The organism is Klebsiella sp. CN_Kp066 (genome assembly GCF_040065135.1).
Taxonomy (GTDB): domain Bacteria; phylum Pseudomonadota; class Gammaproteobacteria; order Enterobacterales; family Enterobacteriaceae; genus Klebsiella; species Klebsiella oxytoca.
On sequence record NZ_JBEAIU010000023.1, the window covers coordinates 154,997 to 177,872 of the forward strand.

Annotated in this window: 21 protein-coding genes; 14 read left to right on the top strand and 7 right to left on the bottom strand. The window is 55.4% G+C overall.

Annotation, left to right across the window (positions count from 1 at the left end; all coding sequences use genetic code 11):
* Positions 1-49: 49 nt before the first annotated feature.
* A complete protein-coding gene (locus tag ABLV75_RS03680) occupies positions 50-3,157 on the bottom strand; it encodes a beta-galactosidase (RefSeq protein WP_032734536.1) in 3,108 nt (1,035 codons plus the stop codon).
* A 207-nt stretch (positions 3,158-3,364) separates the two neighbouring features.
* Between ABLV75_RS03680 and ABLV75_RS03685 the strand changes: the two genes are divergently transcribed.
* From ABLV75_RS03685 to ABLV75_RS03705, 5 genes are all read left to right on the top strand, one after another.
* Positions 3,365-4,435: a LacI family DNA-binding transcriptional regulator gene (locus ABLV75_RS03685; RefSeq protein ID WP_004102389.1), complete on the top strand. Its 1,071-nt coding sequence runs from the start codon at positions 3,365-3,367 to the stop codon at positions 4,433-4,435.
* Positions 4,436-4,824: 389 nt separating this feature from the next.
* Complete coding sequence (locus ABLV75_RS03690) at positions 4,825-5,283, top strand: GNAT family N-acetyltransferase (protein ID WP_004102387.1); 459 nt, start codon at positions 4,825-4,827, stop codon at positions 5,281-5,283.
* 295 nt (positions 5,284-5,578) lie between these two features.
* Complete coding sequence (locus tag ABLV75_RS03695) at positions 5,579-6,808, top strand: diguanylate phosphodiesterase (protein WP_004102385.1); 1,230 nt, start codon at positions 5,579-5,581, stop codon at positions 6,806-6,808.
* Between the two features lie 320 nt (positions 6,809-7,128).
* A complete protein-coding gene (locus tag ABLV75_RS03700; protein ID WP_004102383.1) occupies positions 7,129-8,106 on the top strand; it encodes a DUF1852 domain-containing protein in 978 nt (325 codons plus the stop codon).
* A gap of 27 nt (positions 8,107-8,133) precedes the next feature.
* The gene (locus ABLV75_RS03705; protein ID WP_004102381.1) at positions 8,134-9,165 is read left to right on the top strand and encodes a methionine synthase; all 1,032 of its coding nucleotides are present in this window, start codon (positions 8,134-8,136) and stop codon (positions 9,163-9,165) included.
* Positions 9,166-9,402: 237 nt separating this feature from the next.
* On the opposite strand, the gene ABLV75_RS03710 is transcribed toward ABLV75_RS03705, so the two are convergent.
* From ABLV75_RS03710 to ABLV75_RS03720, 3 genes are all read right to left on the bottom strand, one after another.
* Positions 9,403-9,681 (bottom strand): hypothetical protein, encoded by a 279-nt coding sequence (locus ABLV75_RS03710; protein ID WP_004102379.1) that lies wholly within the window; start codon positions 9,679-9,681, stop codon positions 9,403-9,405.
* 606 nt (positions 9,682-10,287) lie between these two features.
* Positions 10,288-10,383, bottom strand: a complete 96-nt coding sequence (gene mgtS / locus ABLV75_RS03715; RefSeq protein WP_004102377.1) for a protein MgtS — start codon at positions 10,381-10,383, stop codon at positions 10,288-10,290.
* 191 nt (positions 10,384-10,574) lie between these two features.
* Positions 10,575-10,709: a hypothetical protein gene (locus ABLV75_RS03720; RefSeq protein WP_254925826.1), complete on the bottom strand. Its 135-nt coding sequence runs from the start codon at positions 10,707-10,709 to the stop codon at positions 10,575-10,577.
* A gap of 242 nt (positions 10,710-10,951) precedes the next feature.
* On the opposite strand from ABLV75_RS03720, the gene ABLV75_RS03725 reads away from it, so the two are divergent.
* A complete protein-coding gene (locus ABLV75_RS03725) occupies positions 10,952-11,077 on the top strand; it encodes a hypothetical protein (protein WP_004102372.1) in 126 nt (41 codons plus the stop codon).
* Between the two features lie 339 nt (positions 11,078-11,416).
* On the opposite strand, the gene ftrA is transcribed toward ABLV75_RS03725, so the two are convergent.
* On the bottom strand, positions 11,417-12,427 hold the full coding sequence (ftrA, locus tag ABLV75_RS03730; RefSeq protein ID WP_004102371.1) for a transcriptional regulator FtrA: 1,011 nt from the start codon (positions 12,425-12,427) through the stop codon (positions 11,417-11,419).
* 67 nt (positions 12,428-12,494) lie between these two features.
* Between ftrA and ABLV75_RS03735 the strand changes: the two genes are divergently transcribed.
* The 7 genes from ABLV75_RS03735 to urtE all read left to right on the top strand — a co-directional run bounded on the left by ABLV75_RS03735 (position 12,495) and on the right by urtE (position 19,821).
* A complete protein-coding gene (locus ABLV75_RS03735; RefSeq protein WP_004102369.1) occupies positions 12,495-12,887 on the top strand; it encodes a rhodanese-like domain-containing protein in 393 nt (130 codons plus the stop codon).
* Positions 12,888-13,036: 149 nt separating this feature from the next.
* A complete protein-coding gene (locus tag ABLV75_RS03740) occupies positions 13,037-14,140 on the top strand; it encodes a cobalamin-independent methionine synthase II family protein (protein ID WP_004102367.1) in 1,104 nt (367 codons plus the stop codon).
* 175 nt (positions 14,141-14,315) lie between these two features.
* A complete protein-coding gene (gene urtA / locus ABLV75_RS03745; RefSeq protein ID WP_004102365.1) occupies positions 14,316-15,587 on the top strand; it encodes an urea ABC transporter substrate-binding protein in 1,272 nt (423 codons plus the stop codon).
* 81 nt (positions 15,588-15,668) lie between these two features.
* Positions 15,669-17,243: an urea ABC transporter permease subunit UrtB gene (gene urtB, locus ABLV75_RS03750; protein WP_004102364.1), complete on the top strand. Its 1,575-nt coding sequence runs from the start codon at positions 15,669-15,671 to the stop codon at positions 17,241-17,243.
* Positions 17,243-18,316 carry an urea ABC transporter permease subunit UrtC gene (urtC, locus tag ABLV75_RS03755; RefSeq protein ID WP_004102363.1) on the top strand — a complete coding sequence of 358 codons (1,074 nt, stop codon included), beginning with the start codon at positions 17,243-17,245 and terminating at the stop codon, positions 18,314-18,316. Before urtB ends, urtC begins: the two co-directional genes overlap by 1 nt.
* Positions 18,316-19,113, top strand: a complete 798-nt coding sequence (gene urtD / locus ABLV75_RS03760; RefSeq protein WP_004102362.1) for an urea ABC transporter ATP-binding protein UrtD — start codon at positions 18,316-18,318, stop codon at positions 19,111-19,113. Before urtC ends, urtD begins: the two co-directional genes overlap by 1 nt.
* Positions 19,114-19,122: 9 nt before the next feature.
* A complete protein-coding gene (gene urtE / locus ABLV75_RS03765) occupies positions 19,123-19,821 on the top strand; it encodes an urea ABC transporter ATP-binding subunit UrtE (protein ID WP_004102361.1) in 699 nt (232 codons plus the stop codon).
* Positions 19,822-19,990: 169 nt separating this feature from the next.
* Here the strand turns inward: urtE and ABLV75_RS03770 are convergent, their stop codons facing one another.
* On the bottom strand, positions 19,991-20,461 hold the full coding sequence (locus ABLV75_RS03770; RefSeq protein WP_004102359.1) for a helix-turn-helix domain-containing protein: 471 nt from the start codon (positions 20,459-20,461) through the stop codon (positions 19,991-19,993).
* A gap of 118 nt (positions 20,462-20,579) precedes the next feature.
* A complete protein-coding gene (gene ydeE, locus ABLV75_RS03775; protein ID WP_004102357.1) occupies positions 20,580-21,773 on the bottom strand; it encodes an efflux MFS transporter YdeE in 1,194 nt (397 codons plus the stop codon).
* A gap of 193 nt (positions 21,774-21,966) precedes the next feature.
* Between ydeE and eamA the strand changes: the two genes are divergently transcribed.
* Positions 21,967-22,866, top strand: coding sequence for an O-acetylserine/cysteine exporter (eamA, locus tag ABLV75_RS03780; protein ID WP_004102355.1), 900 nt, complete (start codon positions 21,967-21,969; stop codon positions 22,864-22,866).
* Positions 22,867-22,876 lie beyond the last annotated feature (10 nt).

The window sequence follows — 22,876 nt, forward strand, 5'->3', positions numbered from 1 at the left end:
TATTCCATATTATTATGCCTGTAAGGTTGGGGGCTTGCGCCCCCGATTATTATTGGAAGTGAATCGTTAACTGATATTGCCATTGTGTCTCAAGCAGCAGCCATTGCTGTAGTACGCTGGGCGTCCAGGAGTCATCGCCGCCGATGCCCATGTGCTGAGCGTCGAGGGTGATCCAGACGCCGTTTTCCGGCTTCATCCAGTGCCAGTGATCGGTCTCCATTAACTGCGTGGTGCCATAGGGCTGTACGGAGAAGTGGAAGTTGCCTCCCACGTGCCAGCGCCCCCAGTCCAGCGTTTTGCTGTCGCAGCGCAGGCCGTTTTCCGTCGGGAAAATGTACGGCGTGGTCATCTCCTCCAGCGGCAGCTGCCAGCGGGAGAAGCAGGCGCTGGTGCGGCGGTCCGGATAGTTCTCATGCGGACCGTAGCCGAGCCAGGATACCGGTTGGTGCTGGTCCGGAACCTGGAAATTCAGCCCGATGCGCGGCAGCGGCGGCAGGGTGCCGGCACGTTCGCCATCGACCGCCAGATGCAGCTTGCCTTCGCTATCAAATGTCATCCGCCAGTGGCTGACAATCACCGCTTCGTCGCCGCGCAGATAGTGCCAGCGGCTATCGATAACCACTTCATGGGCCAGGCGCTGAGCGTCGCACTGGACGCAGCGGGCGCTGAGCTCGTAAAGTCCGGCGCTTTTCCAGCGCTCTACCCAGGCGTTAGGGTCAATACGCTCCACTTCGCTGACGCCAATGTCGTTATCCAGCGGTGCGCGCACAAACTGGTCGCGCAGCGGGGTCAGCAGCTGTTCCACGCCGTCCACCTGCCAGTGGGTTAACAGACCGCTTTGCCGATCGATGGTCCATTGCTGCGAGCCGCTGCGGACAATCCAGGCCGCGTCGCTGCTCTCCAGCGCTGGCGCAATATCGGCAGACCGAGGGCCGCGTAGCGCCAGCGGCGCGGCGAGCGGGAACTGCTGCCACGCAACGCGATGCCCTGCGTCGGACCAGACGGTGGCCTGGGGCTGGACCACCTCCAGCGTCAACCACACCTCTTCCGCGCCGGCGGGCAGCGTCAGCGCATCGCACAACGTCAGCTCACTCTGGCCCTCCGGGCAAAGCGCCAGCTTCACGCTACCCTCAGCAAAAGTTTCACCCGCGGCCTGAACCTGCCAGCGCAGCTCTTCGTTATCGGTGGCGCGGAACAGATATTCGCTGCTGAGGCGGATACGCAGCGGGGATTGCGCGAGCAGCGCAAACTGGAAGTACTGCTGCGCATGTTTGGCCTCGATTAAGGAAGGATGCGCGCGGCGGTCGGGGAACACCAGACCGTTCATGCAGAACTGGCGATCGTTCGGTTTGTCGCCAAAATCACCGCCGTAGGCCCAGCCAACGCTGCCGTCGTCGAAGGTTTTACTGATGGCCTGATCCGCCCAGTCCCAGATAAACCCGCCCTGCAGGCGAGGATAGTCGCGAAATGCCTGCCAGTAATCAGCAAAGTTGCCGAGGCTGTTACCCATCGCATGGGCGTATTCGCAGAGGATCAGCGGGCGTTGTTCTCCAGGCAGACTGATCCACTTTTTGATTCCCCATTTCGGCACCGTCGGAATCGGCTGGTCGCGGTCAACGCGGGCGTACATCGGGCAGATAATATCAGTGGTGGTGCTGTCGGCGCCGCCGCCTTCGTACTGTACCGGGCGAGAGGGATCGTTGCGCTTCAGCCAGTGATACATCGCTTCATGGTTACCGCCGCCGCCGGACTCATTCCCCAGTGACCAGATAATAATGGACGGATGGTTGCGGTTGCTTTGCAGCATTCGACTGACGCGGGCGCTGAAGGCCGGTAGCCAGGCCGGATCGTCGGATATTCGATTCATCGGCACCATGCCGTGGGTTTCTATATTGGCCTCATCAACGACGTACAGGCCGTAGCGGTTGCACAGCTCGTACCAGCGTGGGGTGTTTGGATAATGCGAGCAGCGTACGGCGTTAAAGTTGTTCTGCTTCATCAACAGAATATCCTGCACCATATCCTCTTCGGTAACGACCTGTCCGCGCTGGTGGTGATGCTCGTGACGGTTGACGCCGCGGATCAGCAGCGGTTTGCCGTTCAACAGCAGCAGGCCGTTTTTGATTTCAACGCGGCGGAAACCGATATCCCAGGCTTCGGCCTCAATCGGTTCATCGCCGCGCCACAGCGACACGACCGCCCGATAGCAGTCTGGCGTTTCCGCGCTCCATAGCGCCGGACGTTCTACCGGCAGACGAATGGCCGCGCGCTCCGCATAGTTTCCGCGCTCATCGATAATCGGCGAACCGGGCGACTGCTGGTGGCTGGCGACCAGGCGATCGTCATCCCACAGTTCGACTTTCACCGTCAGCTCCTCCAGCAGCGCGACCGGTGAGGCGACGCTTAAGTTCACCAGCAGTTCGGCATCGCGGTAGAGGGCATCCAGCTGCGGCGTAAGCTGGACGTCGCAGAGGTGCAGCGTCGGTTTATTCAGCAGCCAGACCGAACGGAAGATACCGCTCATGCGCCACATATCCTGATCCTCAAGCCAGGTTCCCGCGCTCCAGCGCATCACCATCACGCAGATACGGTTATCGCCCGGCTGAAGATAGGGGGAGAGATCGAAGGCCGCTGGCAGGCGACTATCCTGCGAATAACCGACCCATTCGCCGTTGCACCACAGATGAAACGCGGAGTTGACGCCATCGAAGATAATCTGCGTCTGGCCGTCGGCCCGCCAGCTCTCATCAACGCGAAAGGTCAATGAGTAGCAACCGGTCGGGTTCTCTTGCGGAACGCGCGGCGGGGTGGTGTCGATAGGGTAGCGAACGTTGGTATAGATGGGCGCATCGTAGCCCTGCATTTGCCAGTTTGAGGGTACCGGCGTACTGCGGCTGTCCGGCAGATCGTCTTCCAGCCAGCGGGCATCCACGTCAAACGGGCTGCGGGCCCAGGAGAATTGCCACTGGCCGTCAAGCCGACGGCGGAACGCGGAGGGCTGGTTTTTCCGCGCCGCGTCGGTATCGCGCCAGCTGGCGAAAGTCGGGTGGGCCGGTAAACGGTTGAGATGGGTAATGGTCTGGTTCTGCCAGTCCTCGCGGGCGAGAATCTGATGGAACGTGGCTCCTGCGGCGGAAATAGAGTGGTGTTGTTGCATACGCATTCCTGACGGATAAGTGATAAAAATGTCGTTCGCTAGACAATATGATTTTGTTATCAGTTATTTTCGCTATAGCCGCAATATTGGCGAAAATGAAACCCACTGGCGATCACGAAAAGCTGGGAAAACAGCTGATTTTTGTCGTCTTTTAAACATAAAATGTTAGCGGACGACATTGAGGTTTTGATTCAGAAGGAGTGCACTATGCAGCGTCGCCTGGCAACGCTTGACGATGTGGCCCGTGAGGCCGGCGTTTCTCAGCAAACGGTCTCCCGGGTGCTGAATAATCCTGGGGTGGTGTCCGAACGAACTCGCGAAAAAGTGATCCGCGCGATGCAGACGCTGCGCTATGTACCAAACCGCTCCGCGCAGCTGCTGGCGGGTAAGTCCGCGCCGTCGATTGGGCTGATTACCGCCTCGCTGACGCTGCACGCGCCTTCGCAAATCGCCGCGGCGGTGAAAAGCTATGCTGGTTTGCATCAGCTTGAGGTCTCAATTGCGATGCCGGTGCAGGTCGATTACGCGTCTCTGCAGGCGCGACTCAATGAGTTTCGCGCCCAGCATATTCGCGGAGCGATTATCAGCCTGCCGCTGGAAAGTAGTCTTGCGGAGCGTCTGGTGGCGGAGAATCCAGATATAGCCTGCATGTTTCTCGATGTTTCGCCGGAGGCCGACGTTTGCGGCGTGCGTTTCGATCATCGTGATGGATGTGGCGCCTGCGTGCGGCATTTGTGGGACGCCGGACACCGCGAGTTCGGACTGCTTGCCGGGCCGGAAAGCTCGATCTCGGCGCGAATGCGGCTCAGCAGCTGGCGCGAGGCGCTGCACCGCCTGGGCGTCAGTAATGCGGTAACGGTGTTTGGCGACTGGAGTGCCGCCAGCGGCTGGAGTAAAACGTTCGAGCTGCTGCATCAGCATCCGCGCATTAGCGCGATCGTGGTCGCTAACGATCAAATGGCGCTCGGGGTGCTGAGCGCGCTGGCGCAGCTTTATCGTACCGGCAGCCAGGCCATCTCGGTGACCGGTTATGATGACACGGCGGACAGCCTCTACTTCCAGCCGCCGCTGACCACCGTCGCCCAGGATTTCAACGTGCTGGGGAAAAGGGCGGTCGAGCTGCTGATCAAGCTTATGGCTGCCCCACAGCTGAAAATTCGCGAACTGCTGCCCACCCGCCTGATTATCCGCCAGTCCACCTGGCCCGTTACGGGGAACGGGGAGGGGGAGAAAGATGAGCTGATTAGTCAACTTAAGGCGCTGGTGGAAAAGCTATGAGCGCCACCGCCGTTTAGCTTTCATTGAAGTAGCCTGTGGTAGCGTACCGATTAGAGACGTAGACAGAGCTGCTCGTGCTCTGCACGTAAAAATGCAAAATACAATCTATCCATGCAAGCATTCATTCACCGCCAGTCACATGGCGGTTTTTTTTGCCCATTTTTTGCCGACGGAAAACGTTCTGATTTTATTTAATTCTGCTGGCTGGCGGGTTAACCGCCTGCTGCAAGCATAAATGCGCTGGTTTTTCCGCAGGGTATCAGAAGATTTCCCGAGGCCATAGTTTTTACCACAGCATAATATGCTATTGGCCTGGCGGGCCGGCCTCTCTTTTTTCAGCGTCGTTCAGCTATGCTGAAAGCCAGGGCTGGCGAGTTTAGGGCAATATCATGATGGTATTAAAAGAGAAAGAGCACCTGGAGTCTGTTGACTGGCGCAGGGTTGCGGAGATCATTGCCGATGCGGGACTTAATCAGCGCGATGTGGCATTGGTTGAACGGGCGTTTCGTCATAGTACTTTTTGCTGGTTTGGCTATGAAAAGGGTCAGCTGGTCGCCGTTGCCCGCGCGATTAGCGATCTGACCTGGTGCAGCTATCTTGCGGATGTTGCGGTGGCCCCGAACTGCCAGGGGAAGGGATACGGGAAGTTGCTGATGCAGGCGGTCAGCGAGCGGCTGCGGCCGTTTGGCAAAACCTTTATCTATTCGGTGGTGGATAAAGTCGGCTTCTACCGCCGTTTTGGTTTTGAAATGCTGACAACGGGTATGGTCTGCGCCAGCGCCGAGAGTCTACTGCGCATGCGCGAGCAGGGATATATTTGTCAGGACAGCGACACTAGCCAGCTTTAGCCGCTTCATCTTGCTCTTTATATTTTTCATGCCATTGCGGCCTGATAAACAGAAAACAAATAGCCTGGATGCATTTTTTATATTTCTGAATCTACCAGGGTCCTCATCGGATATTGTAAATTTATTTTTGGCTTTAAGAGGTTTTTATTAGCGGTGGGGGCGTGTATTTTTTACATTAAGGATAAGTCTCCAGTTGGATTTGTGGATGGATGCAAAATATTATAAATAAGCTGTGTTTAAAAGTGAAAGTGTGTTACACAGTCTCTTTTCTCCTGGCAAAAATCTGGATGGGATTATGCTGACAACCCTGATTTACAGAAGTCAGATACCTTTAACTCATGAAATTAATCTCTCTTTGCTGGTTGAAAAAGCGAATGTTAATAACATGTCTCATGGCGTTTCAGGCATTCTTCTTTTTAAAGATAATGTTATCCTTCAAGTGCTTGAAGGTGACGAAAGTATTCTGGAGCAGCTCTTCAGCAAGATTAAACACGACAGCCGACACTTTGGTGTCGTCGAGCTGATGCGAGATTACGCCCCGCGCAGGCGCTTCGAAAACGTCGGTATGATGTACTTTGATCTGGATACGCTAGAAGCCGATGCCGTGCTGAAAACCGTTCGCCAGCTAAGCAAGTTGAAGAGCTATCTTCTGACGGAAGAGCGCGTTTATAAATTTATTCATACGTTTATAACGCAAAAAAGAGCTCTCCCGGTTTCCCAGTATTTCCAGCCTGAAAAATGGTCAGTTATCCCACAAAGATCGCCTTTTCATACACCTGAACGCTCCCCAGTTGATACTCAATGCTGCCAGTTTGCATTTCAGCCCATTATTGAGCCCCTGGCCGGTCATATCACTTCACTGGAAGCGCTTATTCGTAATAAAGATGGTGGGAGTCCGGCGAGCTTTTTTGCTTCAATCGACCATAATAAACGTTATGAAATTGACCTCAACTCTAAATCGGTGGCTTTCGCGCTGGCAAAAGAAATAGACATCGGCGATCATAAAATATCCATTAATATTCTGCCGATGTCTTTGGTGGTGGTTCCCGATGCCGTGGAATTCCTGCTGCAGGAAATTAAAAAGTATGGGTTGATGCCTGAACAGGTTATCGTAGAAGTGACTGAAGACGAAATGATCTCCGGTTTCAGCCAGTTTAGTAGTGCGATTAAAAAACTGCGCGTCTCCGGAATGGGGCTGGCTATTGATGATTTTGGTGCCGGTTATGCCGGACTGTCGTTGTTAACCAAAATCCAGCCTGACAAAGTCAAAATCGATCGTGAGATTATTACCAATATCCACCTGAGCGGCCCTAAGCAGGCCGTCGTCCGTTCTATCATCAGCTGCTGTCATGAGCTGGAAATTGCGGTGGTGGCGGAAGGGATTGAACGTATCGAAGAGTGGTGCTGGCTTGAATCCGCGGGTATCAAGCGTTTTCAGGGGTTCTTGTTTGCCCTGCCCGAACTGAACGGCGTAGGAGAGATACGCTGGCCGGTGAACACAGCGGATAGCCTCGTACAGGCGTAAAAACGTGTTATCTTCGCGCGGCCTTCCGATCGCCGCGCTTCGATTTATGCGGCCCGGTAGCGGCCATCTGAGCGCCTGCGCCCGCCGCGAATCCTCTCAATCCCCGCCTACAGCGATGCTGAACCAGGCTGTGAGCCAGATCATGAAAATGGCTCATGTTGCAATGAAATTAAGTCGCTTTCCCTCCTTGCGGGGCTCTGGCATAAATTAGCTAATATTAACTTATTGGCAACATGAAGAGTGCTGGCGAGCAAATCCGTTAACGCCGGGAATTCGTCCGATAATCACTTTTCATTGCAAAACCAGGATGCCAGATCGCCATGAATAAAGATTTTACGTTTACCATTAAAAGCACACTGTTTGATGAAAACTATAACCCCTCGGAAAGTACGCGTATTACGACCAACTTTGCTAATCTGGCTCGCGGCAAAAATCGGCAGGAGAATTTGCGCAACACCTTAATCATGATAGACAATCGGTTCAATACGCTGGCGCACTGGGATAATCCCAAAAGCGATCGCTACTCTGTTGCGTTGAATATTATTTCCGTGGAAATGGTTATTGAAGAGACTGGAATCACCTTTCCGGCGATTGAGATATTGCAAACCACAATTATTGATAAAAGAACGGGTGAGCGTATTGAAGGCATCGTTGGCAATAATTTCTCCTCGTATGTTCGCGACTATGACTTCAGCGTATTGCTACCGGACCATAATAAACAACGTTCTGGCTTTAGCATCCCAGATGATTTTGGCAACTTGCACGGGAAGATCTTTAAGCATTTCGTTCATTCCGCCGAATATAAAGCCAATTTCAAAAAGCCGCCGGTGATCTGCCTCAGCGTGTCCAGTAAAGACACCTATCAGCAGACCGGAAACCGCCATCCGGTATTAGGCCTTGAGTATCGGCCTAACGCCTCGTCTTTGACCGAGCAGTATTTTGCAAAAATGGGCCTGCAGGTCCGCTATTTTATGCCGAAAAACAGCGTAGCGCCTTTGGCATTTTATTTTACCGGAGATTTACTGAGCGATTACAGCAGCCTTGAGCTGATGAGTACCATCAGCACGATGGAGACGTTCCAGAAGATATACCGGCCTGAGATCTACAACGCTAACTCCGCAGCAGGCCTGTGCTATCAGCCCGATCTGAATCATCAGGATCATTCGTTAACCAAAATAGTTTATGACCGGGAAGAGCGTAGCCAGCTGGCTATAGAGCAGGGGAAGTTTACTGAAGAGCACTTTATCAAACCGTATAAAAATATTCTTGAGCAGTGGTCTGCTCATTCCGCTCTTTAATCCATCGCAGATATAAGGCTATTTATAATGAAAAAATTACTTCCTACTTCAACGGCCGGCAGCTTACCGAAACCTTCCTGGCTTGCAGAGCCTGAGAAACTATGGTCTGCATGGAAACTCGAAAGCCAGGAATTAATCGACGGGAAAAAAGATGCGCTGAGTTTGTCCTTATTCGATCAGCTACGCGCCGGCATTGATATCGTCAGCGATGGCGAACAAACGCGCCAGCACTTTGTCACCACGTTTATTGAGCACCTCAGCGGCGTGGATTTCGCAAAGCGCGAAGTCGTCAAAATCCGTAATCGTTATGATGCAAGCGTCCCGACCGTCGTGGGGGCCGTCGAGCGGCAAAAGCCCGTTTTTGTTGAAGATGCGCGTTTTTTACGTCAGCTTACCAAACAGCCGATCAAATGGGCGCTCCCCGGGCCGATGACTATGATTGATACGCTCTATGACGATCACTATAAGAGCCGCGAAAAACTCGCCTGGGAATTTGCGAAAATACTCAATCAGGAAGCCAAAGAGTTGGAGGCCGCCGGCGTTGATATTATTCAGTTTGACGAGCCCGCCTTTAACGTATTCTTTGACGAGGTCAATGACTGGGGGATCTCGGCATTAGAAAGAGCCGTTGAAGGACTCAAATGCGAAACCGCGGTGCATATCTGCTATGGATATGGCATCAAAGCCAATACCGACTGGAAAAAGACGCTGGGGACGGAGTGGAGACAGTATGAAGAAGCGTTTCCTCAACTGCAAACCTCCAGTATCGATATCATTTCGCTGGAATGCCATAACTCGCATGTTCCCATGGATCTGCTTGAACTGATTCGCGGTAAAAAAGTGATGGTGGGCGCTATCGACGTGGCGACCAATGCGATCGAAACGCCGGAGGAGGTCGCCGCAACCTTACGTAAGGCGCTGCAGTTTGTTGATGCCGATAAGCTTTATCCTTCAACCAACTGCGGTATGGCGCCGCTATCGCGGCGGGTCGCAACCGGCAAGCTCAATGCGTTAAGCGCCGGGGCGGAAATTATTCGCAGGGAACTTCAGGGTAAATAGCACCCAGAGCTGTGCGCGTGGCGGTATAATCTGCGCGTTAATCACTGACTCATGTCTGGCCCTGAATTAACCGTTTGTTGTCAAACCGCCATCGAGCCGCAAAAGGGCAGGTAAGCATTGCCGCTGCTGACTATCCGATATTCAGCGCAGGGAATAGCGGCAATGCGATATTTCTGACGTAGTGATTAACTGCTGAGCGATGAACCTGCAGGATAAATCAATAAGTAGCGCCCGGCGCTACTTAAAATATTTATCCAGCGGATCGTGATGACGGTATTTTCTAAAGAAAAATAGCCAGTAGACAAAACCCAGGCTAGCGCCCAGCCCGGCAAACTGCAGATAAAGAATTTTACGCAGATCAAGAAGGTTCAAAAATGAATACGAGCCTTGCCACATATCAACAATCCCGCCGTTTATCACCAGGTCCGTGAACAGCGCCAGTGCCGGCAGGGCAACAGCGTAGGCCGCCATAAGGTATAACAGTGCTGCCAGCCTCATTTTGGTATTGATACGCATATTTCTCCCTCCTTGCCAGTAATCAACAAGTATAACATGGCTCATCACGAGCCTGTCTGCGGTCAGCGATATTTAAATCTGATACCTCGGATTAAAGTTATGGGTTAAGGAGGCTCTGGCTGATGCTGCAATGTGGGTTGCAGGTTGGGGCGTTGGTAAGGTTGTAGCCCCCGCTATCATGTTATGGGAAAAAAAGATATAGACTTAGATATCCTTCAAGGGAGTTTATCGCAAATAAGAAGCGTGTCCACTCATGGTGCCTTTTTTAAAGCAAGGGATAGGTCTGTATATTATGAATCTCAGCTTATACATGAGTTTTACTTACTGTTGAAGTATGATGATTTTAATGATTTAGATATTTGCTTTTTAAATAAAAATGCTCGCTGGTACTATGAGGACTGTAGTGAAAAGAAAAGTTTCTTATACGAGCATCAATTAAAGAGAATTTCTTCTCTGTTCTCTTTGGTTCCGGAGGAAATGAGAAATAAACTTGAATGGCACGGGCCAGAGGTTAAATAGCTTTACCAAGAAAAATCACGCTAACAAAAACGCCCCCTGGTGCATCAGCAGCAGGGGGCGTTTACGGGTGGGGATTATCGTCGTTCATCAGTCATCCCATTTGTGGCTTAGATACGCGGCAAGAAATCCAAAGAACAGAATGGTTCCCAGAACTGCCATAAATACATGCATATTTCCCAGCATGATTAACCTCCATTAGTTTTGCTATGCGCTAAATTGTCCTCATTGAACAGGTTTACGGTTGTTGAACATATCTTAACTTGCGCAATCTAAACAAATGCTTAACAAATTGCCCAAAGTGACTATTTCACAGACCAAAAAGCCGCCTATCGGTCAGGCTGTATACTCTTTTGATGCTGCAACGGGCTAAGCATCTACTGCTGGCGGAATTGATGGCGCAGGATACAGCCATTGGCGAAACCACACAGAGCAGCAGGAAATTGGTAATTAACAAGCACAAGCGGTAAAAAAATACTTTTTAAATAATCTTTAACGATATCAATACTCATATTAAAAATTACCTCATTGAATAGCGATTTACTCAATAACTCCTTAGCTATAATTCATTCTGCACTATAGTTAACGAGTAGCACAACGCTACATATGCTAATGGAGTTTCCTATGAAATCTTCAACTGTAAATTCAGAAAAAGACCAGCCAAAACAGCCGAAAAAAATGCCTGAAGATGATAAAGGCAGCCAGAAACCGAACAAAAGCAAATAGCCCTTTCACACGTTGTTTAGGAGGCATTATGGTAGAACGCCCAGATATTACTGAACCGCTACCGGGTACTGACCCTTTACCTGACGAAGATTTACCTGAAAGTCCGGACGTAAACGATCCGGTAGTTCCTGAAGACCCGGATGTCATTAAATAACGGCTGTCTGGATATTCAAAAAACCGCCTTTTATTTCGGGCGGTTTATTTCTTTTAAGCTCATCTCCGCAGACTGATTTATATCGATAAAAGACGACGACAATTGCGGTGGTTTTCACTTTGCTTTTGAATGAATAACCGCGTAGTCGCTTTCGGTCGGTATCAATATGCCGGCACGATTTTTCCGGCCAGGCTTATCGTTCACTGGCCATAGAATATGAATTGACGGCCCAGTGTCTCGCACTAGCGATATGCGCGTATCTAAGATGACACGTGAAGTATTAGAGCCCGCAAAACAATCATTTATCACATTCCCCCGAGCGACAATATCGCTGATAAATTACGCTCGGTTTGTTTCACTCTGCATTGTCTTTCGATACTGCAACGGGCTAAGCGCATACTGCTGGCGGAAGTGATGGCGCAGGGTGCTGGCATTCGCGAAACCGCAAAGCTCGGCAATCTGCTCAACGCTCAGGCGGCTGTGGGTTAAATGCTGGGTCGCGCGCAGCAGTCGCTCATCAAGCAGCCAGCGGGCAGGGGTTTTACCGGTAGCGTCTTCAAAACGGCGTAAAAAGGTCCGTGAGCCCATACCGGCTCTTTCCGCCAGCGATGCCACGGTATGGTTGGCGGCGAGATTCTGGTGCAGAAAATCGAATAATAGTCCGAGTCGCTGGCTTTCTCGCGCTTTGGCTACCGGCCGAACAATCTGCTGCGCCTGTCCGCCGTCGCGATGGGGGGACACCACTAAACGCCGCGCGACAATATTCGCCGCATCAATACCGAAGTCCTCGCGCACCAGATGCAGACATAAATCGATTCCTGCGGCGCTGCCTGCGGAGGTCATCACGCCCTCAGCGCCGACGTACAGCACGTCATCAATGACTTCAATCAGCGGAAAACGCGCCCGCAGCTGATCGGTGTAGCGCCAGTGGGTGGTCGCCTGGCGGCCGTTAAGCAACCCGGCAGCGGCCAGAACGAACACCCCGGAGCAGATCGAAATTATCCGGCAGCCCCGCGCATAGGCGGCAACCAATGCCTGGCACAGGTCAGGCGGCACAGGGGAATCGATACTGCGCCAGCCGGGCACTACGATCGTGTCCGCTTCGCTTAACAACGACATGCCGCCGTCGGTCATCAGACGTATCCCGCCGGTTGCCCGCAGCTCGCCTTCATCCACCGCGGCCACGGCGAAACGATACCAGCGCTCGCCCATTTCCGGACGCGGCAGGCCGAAGATCTCTACCGCGACGCCAAATTCAAAGGTACACAGGCCATCGTAGGCGAGGGCAACCACCCGGTGGCGTGACAACGTCACTGATGGGATTGTCATGATTTCAGCGTTTTCAGTCATGGTTATCGGCAGATGTCGTGCAGGCGGTTAATTAAAGTAGTGGTACCACAGACAAGGAGAAGATGCCATGAGTGTTGTAACCGCGATTACCCCCGCCAGCTCTACCGATGCCGCCGCCTGGTTTCGTCATAAGCTAAGCCTCGAAACTGACTGCGCCGATGTCTACAGCGCGATGCGCGAAGAAGACGTGGATTTTGTTCTGCTACATGTCGTCGGCAGTGAGGAAACCTTTGCCCGTCGTCATCTGCCGGGGGCCCTGCATTTACCGCACCGACAAATTGATGCAACCCGAATGGCGCAGTGGCCTGAGGATACGCTGTTTGTGGTTTACTGCGCCGGGCCGCATTGCAACGGAGCAGATGTTGCCGCCATGAAGCTGGCGCTGCTGGGACGTCCGGTAAAAATGATGCTCGGCGGCCTGACAGGCTGGGAAGATGAAGGGCTACCTTTCGCAAAATGAATTTATTTCATGTGCCATGAATTATTCTCGTTTGCCGATGAATCGTCTGCATGACAGTATCTGGACATATAGACATCCAGAAGTCTAAATATTCAAATAATGAACTATCACGGCGGGCAATTAACCTTGCCCGCCGCTAAGGAGACACCATGCAACGTCATCAGGCCCCGTTCCGCGCAGATATCGTCGGCAGTTTTTTACGTCCGGACGCCATCAAACAGGCTCGCCAACAGCTGGCTGCAGGCGCTATTGACGCGCAGCAGCTACGGCAGATAGAAAATGAAGCTATTCGTCATCTGGTGCAGCAGCAGTGCGAGTGTGGGCTGCACGTGGTGACCGACGGTGAGTTCCGCCGCGCGTGGTGGCACTTTGATTTCTTTGACGGTTTGCAGGGCGTCGAACGCTACGATTCCGAAAAGGGTATCCAGTTCAACGGGGTACAAACCAAAGCGCACGGGGTACGCGTCACCGGTAAACTGGCCTTTGGCGATCACCCGATGCTGGAGGATTTTCGCTATCTGAAGAGCATCAGCGGCAGCGCGCAGCCGAAAATGACCATCCCCAGCCCAAGCGTTTTGCACTTCCGCGGCGGGCGCAAAGATATTGACGCGACGGTTTATCCGGACCTCGCTGACTATTTCGACGATCTGGCGACCACCTGGCGCGATGCCATCCGCGCCTTCTACGATGCGGGCTGCCGCTATTTACAGCTTGATGACACCGTCTGGGCCTATCTGTGCTCCGATGAACAGCGCCAGCAGGTACGCGATCGCGGCGAAGATCCCGATGAGCTGGCGCGCATCTATGCCCGCGTGCTGAATCAGGCCCTCGAGGGAAAACCGCAGGATCTGATCGTTGGTCTGCACGTATGCCGCGGTAACTTCCGTTCAACCTGGATATCCGAGGGCGGGTACGAGCCGGTTGCCGAAGTGCTGTTCGGTGGAGTGAACATCGATGCCTTCTTCCTGGAGTACGATAACGACCGTTCCGGCGACTTCGCGCCGCTGCGCTTTATCCGCCCTGGCCATCAGCAGGTGGTGCTGGGCCTGATCACCACTAAAAATGGCGAGCTGGAAAACCCGGAAGGCGTGAAGGCGCGTTTGCGGGAGGCGGCGCAGTACGTCCCGCTGGAGCAAATTTGCCTTAGCCCGCAGTGCGGTTTTGCCTCAACCGAAGAGGGGAACTCGCTGACGGAAGCCCAGCAGTGGGACAAGGTCCGTCTGGTCACCGGTATCGCCGCTCAGGTCTGGTAACGCTTTTATAGCGCAGCGTTGCACTATTTTAAGGCAACGCTGCCCGTCGCTTCGCTTTTCCCGTCTGGTCCATCACGCTTTCACGCCCCTGCAAAAGCTGGCATTGTTTTTGCCTTATCACTTCCGGTTAGTCGTTAATTCATTTTTGTCTTTGCGCTATTCAGGAGTGACACACATGCAGCGTCGAACACTATTAAAAGCTTTTGCTCTCTCCGCCTCTGTTATCAGCATGGGCTTCTCCTTGCAGGTATACGCCGCCGACACCATCAAAGTCGGGATTATGCATTCGCTCTCCGGGACGATGGCGATTTCCGAAACCCCGCTTAAAGAGGTCGCCCTGATGGCGATCGACGACATTAACGCCAAAGGGGGCGTGCTGGGTAAAAAGCTTGAGCCGGTGGTCGTTGACCCGGCCTCAAACTGGCCGCTGTTTGCGGAAAAGGCGCGTCAACTGCTTACGCAGGATAAGGTCGCGGCGGTGTTCGGCTGCTGGACCTCGGTGTCGCGCAAATCGGTTCTGCCGGTATTTGAAGAGCTGAACGGCCTGCTTTTCTACCCGGTACAGTATGAAGGCGAGGAGATGTCGCCGAACGTCTTCTACACCGGCGCAGCGCCGAATCAACAGGCTATCCCGGCGGTGGAATATCTGCTGAGCGAAGACGGCGGCGGGGCGAAGCGCTTCTTCCTGCTGGGTACCGACTACGTTTATCCGCGCACCACCAACAAAATTCTCCGCGCGTTCCTGCACGCCAAAGGCATTCAGGATAAAGACATCGAAGAGGTCTATACCCCGTTCGGCTATAGCGATTACCAGACCATCGTCGCCAACATTAAGAAGTTTTCCGCCGGCGGTAAAACGGCGGTGGTTTCCACGATCAACGGTGATTCCAACGTTCCGTTCTATAAAGAGCTGGCTAACCAGGGGCTAAAAGCGACCGATGTTCCGGTGGTGGCCTTCTCGGTGGGTGAAGAGGAGCTGCGCGGGATTGATACCAAACCGCTGGTGGGCAATCTCGCAGCGTGGAACTACTTCGAATCCGTGGATAACCCTACCAACAAACAGTTTGTCGCCGATTATCGCGCCTGGGCCAAAGCGCATAAGCTGCCGAACGCGGATAGTGTGGTCACCAACGATCCGATGGAAGCAACCTGGGTCGGTCTGCATATGTGGGCCCAGGCGGTAACCAAAGCGGGGACCACCGATGTCGATAAAGTTCGGGAAGCCATGGCCGGTCAGACCTTTAAAGCGCCGTCGGGCTTCACCCTGACGATGGATGCGACCAACCATCACCTGCATAAACCGGTCATGATCGGCGAAATCGAAAGCAACGGCCAGTTTAACGTGGTCTGGCAGACTGAAGCGCCCGTTCGCGCCCAGCCGTGGAGCCCGTGGATTGCCGGGAACGACAAAAAACCGGATCACCCGGTAAAAAGCGCCAGTAACTAAACGTTGAACCCCGGCGCTAAGCCGGGGTGACGGATTCTGTCGTTCGGGCACGGCCCGATTTCCCGGGTAAGGAGGACCACCATGAACCCATTGCGCCTTATGAGTTATTTTGCGCTGCTGCTGGTATTGATGCCGTGGCGGGCGCAGGCAGCCGACGCCGACGATTTCGTGGCAGCCACCCGCAGCCAACAGGCGCTGCTGCTTGAGCAGTGGGCCGTCGCGCCTGCAGCGCCGCGTTTACCGCTGCTAAGGGCGCTGAAAAGCGAGACATTACAATCGGATAGTCGCGGTCATGCGTTCAGCAAGCAGGGTGATAAGCTACTGGCGCTGGGCGCGGTTGCGGCTCCCGAAGGAACAATAAAACCGGTACGCCTGACCAATCGTCTGCGTAACCTCGCGGCAGGGGCGCTGGCCACGCATCAACTGGTCAGTGACAACGTCACGGAAAGGGCCTCTGCGGCAAAAATCCTCCAGCGCGAAGCGACGCCAGAAATGGCGGTCCTGTTACAGCAGCGCCTGACGGCGGAAACCGACGGCGCGGTCAAATCGCTGCTGGAAATTGCGCTTGCTCGTCTGCAGCTAACCAGTCCGCAGCCTGCGCAAAGGCTGGCGGCCATTGAACGGCTCGGTCACTCAGGCGACCCGGAAACCCAGGCGCTGCTGACGCCTTATACCGACGCCCGGCATGAGCCAGACCCGGCGATCCGCGCGGCGGCGCAGGAGAGCCTGAGCAAAATCCAGCACCGCCTGCTGCTGGGCGATCTGCTCGGACAGGCGTTTATGGGCCTCTCCCTCGGCTCTGTCCTGCTGCTCGCCGCGCTCGGCCTGGCGATCACCTACGGACTGCTGGGGGTCATCAACATGGCCCACGGCGAAATGCTGATGATTGGCGCCTACAGCTGCTGGCTGGTTCAGCAGGCGCTGGCGCAACTGGCCCCGCAGTGGCTGGCCTTCTATCCGCTGATTGCGCTGCCGGTGGCGTTCCTGATTGCCGGCGGGATCGGCATGGCGCTGGAGCGCACCGTGATCCGTCATCTCTACGGTCGCCCGCTGGAGACGCTGCTGGCCACCTGGGGGATCAGCCTGATGCTGATCCAACTGGTGCGGATGCTGTTTGGCGCGCAGAACGTCGAGGTCGCCAATCCGGCGTGGCTTTCCGGCGGCGTGCAGGTTCTGCCGAATCTTATCCTGCCGTGGAACCGTCTGGCGGTACTGGCCTTTGTGCTGCTGGTGCTGCTCTTCACCTGGTTGACGCTGAACAAAACCCGCCTGGGGATGAACGTGCGGGCGGTGACGCAGAACCGCGCGATGGCGGCCTGCTGCGGCGTCCCTACCGGCCGGGTCGATATGCTGGCGTTTGGTCTCGGCTCCGGTATTGCCGGACTGGGCGGCGTTGCGCTATCGCAGCTCGGCAACGTCGGGCCAGAGCTGGGCCAGGGCTACATTATCGACTCCTTCCTCGTGGTGGTGCTCGGCGGCGTCGGTCAACTGGCCGGCAGCGTGGCGGCGGCGTTTGGTCTTGGCATCTTTAACAAAATCCTTGAGCCGCAAATGGGGGCCGTGCTGGGCAAAATCCTGATACTGGTACTGATTATCCTGTTTATCCAGAAACGTCCTCAGGGACTGTTCGCCCTCAAAGGGAGGGTTATTGACTGATGAGCCAACCTGTTACCTTAACGCTGGCGCGCAAAGCGCCGCGCCCGCTGCGGTGGATCGGCATTCTGCTGCTGTTGGGCCTGCTGAGTATGCCGTTTCTGGCGCTGCTGCCTGCTACGCATCCGCTGGCGGTTTCCGCCTGGCTGCTGACGCTAACCGGTAAGATCCTCTGCTACGCTATTGTCGCCGTCGCGCTGGATTTAGTCTGGGGCTATGCCGGGATGCTCTCGCTTGGCCATGGGATCTTTTTTGCCCTCGGCGGCTACGCCATGGGCATGTATCTGATGCGCCAGGCGGCGGGCGACGGACTACCGGCCTTTATGTCGTTTTTATCGTGGAGCGAGCTGCCGTGGTTCTGGTGGGGCACCCAGCATTTTGCCTGGGCGATGCTGCTGGTGGTGCTGGTGCCCGGTCTGCTGGCGCTGGTGTTTGGCTGGTTTGCCTTTCGCTCGAAAATCAAAGGCGTCTATTTTTCGATCATGACCCAGGCGCTGACCTACGCCGGAATGCTGCTTTTTTTCCGCAACGAAACCGGCTTTGGCGGTAATAACGGCTTTACCGGCTTTACCACGCTGCTCGGTTTCCCCGTCACCGCCATTGGTACCCGGGCGGCGCTGTTTATGGCGACGGTGCTGCTGCTGTTGCTCACTCTGTGGATTGGCTATTTGCTGGCGCAAAGCAAATTTGGCCGCGTGCTGACGGCGGTGCGCGATGCTGAAAACCGCCTGATGTTCTGCGGCTACGACCCGCGCGGATTTAAGCTGCTGGTCTGGACGCTTTCTGCCGTGCTGTGCGGCCTGGCAGGGGCGCTGTACGTGCCGCAGGTCGGGATCATCAACCCCAGCGAAATGTCGCCAACCAACTCTATCGAAGCGGCCATCTGGGTGGCGCTGGGCGGTCGTGGAACCCTAATCGGCCCGGTTCTTGGCGCAGGGCTGGTCAACGGCGCGAAGAGCTACTTTACCATGGCGATGCCGGAGTACTGGCAGCTGTTTCTGGGGCTGATTTTTATTATCGTGACGTTGTTTTTACCGCGTGGCGTTATCGGCCTGCTGCGTAAAGGAGATCGCTGATGCAACCGGATGAAGAGCTCTTTACCCGCCAGCTGCCGACGGACCGTTTTCGTGAGCAGACCGATCCGGTGCTGCAGCTGGAAAAGATTAACGTCAGCTTTGACGGTTTTCAGGCGCTGACCGACCTGTCGCTGCAGATTGGCGTCGGCGAACTGCGCTGCGTGATTGGGCCGAACGGCGCCGGTAAAACCACCCTGATGGACGTCATCACCGGCAAAACCCGGCCGCAGAGCGGCAGGGCGCTTTACGATCAGTCGGTGGACTTAACGACCCTCGATCCTATCGCCATCGCCCGGCAGGGGATCGGACGCAAGTTCCAGAAACCGACGGTCTTTGAGGCGCTGACGGTGGCAGAAAATCTCGAACTGGCAATGAAAGGTGATAAATCGGTGTGGGCCAGCCTGCGGGCGCGCCTGACCAGCGAGCAGGCCGACCGAATCAGCGAAACCCTGCGCCTGCTGCGGCTGGAGGGCGAACGCTATCGGCCGGCGGGGCTGCTGTCGCACGGGCAAAAGCAGTTTCTTGAGATCGGCATGCTGCTGGTGCAGGAGCCGCATCTGCTGCTGCTGGACGAGCCCGCAGCCGGGATGACCGATGCAGAAACGGAGTATACGGCCGAGCTGTTCCGCACCCTTGCCGGTCAGCATTCGCTGATGGTGGTTGAGCATGATATGGGCTTTGTCGAGACCATCGCCGACCGGGTGACGGTGCTGCATCAGGGACAGGTGCTGGCGGAAGGATCGCTGCGCGAGGTGCAGGCTAACGAACAGGTGATTGAAGTTTATCTCGGACGCTAAGGAGCGCGGATGCTACAGGTTAATCAACTACATCAATATTATGGCGGCAGCCATATTCTGCGCGGCGTCGATTTTGCCGCGCGTCAGGGGGAGGTCACCTGCCTGCTCGGACGCAACGGGGTGGGGAAAACCACTTTGCTGAAGTGCTTGATGGGGCTGATCCCGGCGCGCAGCGGCGAAGTGCTGTGGCAGGAGAAGAATATCACCCACCGTAAACCGCACCAGCGGGTGCAGTCGGGGATCGCCTACGTGCCGCAGGGGCGGGAGATTTTTCCGCGCCTGACGGTCGAGGAGAATCTGCTGATGGGGCTGTCCCGCTTTCCCGCCCGCGACGCGCGCGCGGTGCCGGAAGAGATTTATCAGCTGTTTCCGGTGCTGAAAAGCATGAAGCAGCGGCGCGGAGGCGATCTTTCCGGCGGGCAACAGCAGCAGCTGGCCATTGGCCGCGCGCTGGCCAGCCGCCCGCAGCTGCTGATTCTTGACGAACCGACGGAAGGTATTCAGCCGTCAGTCATCAAGGAGATTGGCGAAGTTATCCGCCAGCTGGCGAATCGCGGTGATATGGCGATCCTGCTGGTCGAGCAGTTCTACGATTTCGCCGCCGGGCTGGCGGACCGCTACCTGGTGATGTCGCGCGGGGCGATTATCCAACAGGGCAGCGGCAGCGATATGGAAGCCGAAGGCGTCCGCGGGATGGTTACCATATAGGCCTTTCCCGGATGGCGGTCTCTCCCCGGCTCGCGCTGCGCTTAGCCGGGCTACAGGTATACAGCCGTCTGCTGGCCCGTAGTCGGGCAAGGCGCTTTGCGCCGCCCCCGGGGCTCATCAGAGGCCGACTTGGATAAAGTTTCGTGGAGGCGCACCATCGCTCAGTAGGTTACTTTCGCAGCAGCCGCTGCAGCCGCGCCTGACGCCAGTTTTTGATCCATTCGCCAAACACAAACAGGCGTAATCCTTTTACCGCCAGCAACGCCCCCCAGATGATCGCCACCCATGCGGACCAGTAGCTGTCCGCGCCGGTCAGCCAGTTCAGCGCCGCCAGCAGGACGCAAACCACGACCGCCACGGTCAGTGAACGGTAAAAACGGCTTTCGCGTTCGACACGCGCTTTGGCTTCCTCAATGCGTAAATCCAGCGATTCGTCATGGCCTTCCAGCGAATCGCCGCTAATCTCGGCGACGTTAACTTCAAAGACTGCCGCAAGCGCGCTAAGGGTCTCCAGACCGGGGCGGTCACCGTTCTCAATGCGCTGAATGGTCCGCACGCTCACGCCCGCCAGCTCGGCGAGCTGCTCCTGGGACCAGGCGCGCTGTAAACGTAATTGTTTAACCTGATTGCTACTGTTCATCGTGACTCTCTCCGGGTGAAAAACCTGAGATGGAGTATTGTTGAGCGGGCTGTCGGCAACCACGATCGAAACCCGACAGGGGGGTGACAGCAACCTGACAGCCGCACGGCGCCTGGGCTCAGGCGCGGGCGACCGCACTACCGTTCCACGGGCGTACGTTCATCCCACGGAAAATCATCAGCCAGGCGGCAATAATAGCGAGCATCAATATTGCAAACAGCGACCAGTGCGGCAGATGGGTCAGAATCGTCCCGGTCAGCATCGGGTTAAAAGCCGCTCCCAGCCAGCCCAGCGACTGGGCGGAAAAGTAGCTGGCCTTCATGCCCGGCGGAGCAATGTTATCGATCAGCATATATTCACCCGGCGCGTAGATCACTTCACCAAGCGTAAAGACGGCGGCAGAGAGGCCCCACAGCAGCAGGCTATTATCGGAAATAACAAAACCGCCCAGTCCGAGTACAAAACAGACCGTACCAAAGGTCATCAGCGGGCGAATATTACGCGCGGTGAGGCGACGGCCGACCGCGTACTGCAGCGCCACCACGACGGCGGCGTTGACCGGCAGTACCACGGCAACCACTTTTTCAGCAAAATCGCTGTCCGCTACCACCAGCACATACTGGGAAATACAGGAAGCGAAAGAGCCGCCGACAAATGACGCCAGCAGGCCGGAGAGCGTAAACCACAGTAGCGCACGATCGCGCAGCAGCACCGAAGGCGACCACTGGACCGCATTATCCTCAGCAATCGCGGCGCTGGTGCGCTGGACAAACAGCTGAATAAACACCAGCGGCAGCGCGGCGCAGCCCGCTGCCAGCCAGAACGGCAGGTTAATGCTGTACATCACCAGCAGAGTGCCGATCGGCGGTCCAACGGTCCAGCCAATATTAAGAAAGGTGTAGTTAAGAGAAAAAATCTGCGCCTTCTTTTCCGGCGACAGCACGTCGGCGAACCACGCTTTCAGGACGGTGGAGAATACCGAGTAGGCGCAGTTAATCAGCGCGAAGAAAAACACTACCAGCGCGACGCTATTGACCAGCGGAATAGCGATGAAACCGCCAATAAACGCCAGCACGGCGAGAGTCATATAGCGCTTTTTATCGAACTTATCGGCGAGAATGCCAAACCCCATGCTGAACAGTACCCCGACGATCAGCGCGCTCGACAGCGCATAGCCGATTTTATCCACCTCCAGCTGGTACTGCCGGGTGAGGTAGATCGTCATAAAAGGTAACGTTGCGCCGCGGCCAATCGTTAACAGCAACGACGAAGCCAGCAGCGCCGCCGTTGAGCGCCTGAGTGTCGGTATCATTTTTTCCTTGCCTGAAGTGATGTTATTTTTGTTGTCCCGATCACAAATAGCATGCTAACCGACGCTTGTATAGTTCCCATCGGTGATGAAAAGCACGCCAGCGACCTACCGAAAATAATGATCTAGGCGGCGGACGAATTATTCTGTAGTTTGATTTTGTTCACAAAAAATCCAATAACAACCGAGGCAGGGTATGACGCGAAAAGACGGGCTGCTGGCATTACTGGTGGTGGTGGTATGGGGGCTGAATTTCGTGGTGATTAAGCTGGGGCTGCATAATATGCCGCCGCTGATGCTTGCCGGGCTGCGTTTTTTGCTGGTGGCTTTCCCGGCGCTGCTCTTCGTCGCGCGGCCAAAAATTCCGCTCACTCTGCTGCTGGGCTACGGTCTGACTATTAGCTTTGGCCAGTTTGCGTTTCTGTTCTGCGCGATTAGCCTCGGTATGCCTGCCGGGCTGGCCTCGCTGGTGCTGCAGGCGCAGGCCTTTTTTACCATTATTCTTGGCGCGTTTATCTTCGGCGAGCGTTTGCAGGCGAAACAGCTGGCAGGTATCGCACTGGCGATTTTCGGCGTCCTGGTGCTGGTCGAGGCCAGCCTCGGCGGACAGCATGTTCCGCTGGTGGGCTTTATGCTGACCCTGGCGGCGGCGCTGAGCTGGGCCTGCGGCAACATCTTCAATAAAAAAATCATGTCCCATGCGAGCCGGCCCCCGATTATGTCTTTAGTCGTGTGGAGCGCGCTGATCCCGGTGCTGCCTTTTATGCTGGCCTCCTGGCTTCTCGATGGTCCGCAGATCATGGCGGCAAGCCTGCTGCATATCGATGGGGTAACGATTCTGTCGCTACTGTATCTGGCGTTTGTTGCGACGATTGTCGGCTATGGGATCTGGGGTTCGCTGCTCGGCCGCTATGAGACCTGGCGCGTAGCGCCGCTGTCGCTGCTGGTGCCGGTGGTGGGAATGGCAAGCGCCGCCTTGCTGCTCGGCGAAACGCTGAATAGCCTGCAACTGCTGGGGGCCGTGCTCATTATGGCCGGGCTGTATATCAACGTTTTCGGCCTGCGGATCGTGCGTCCTGGAATGGCGAGAGGATAAAAAAAAGCCC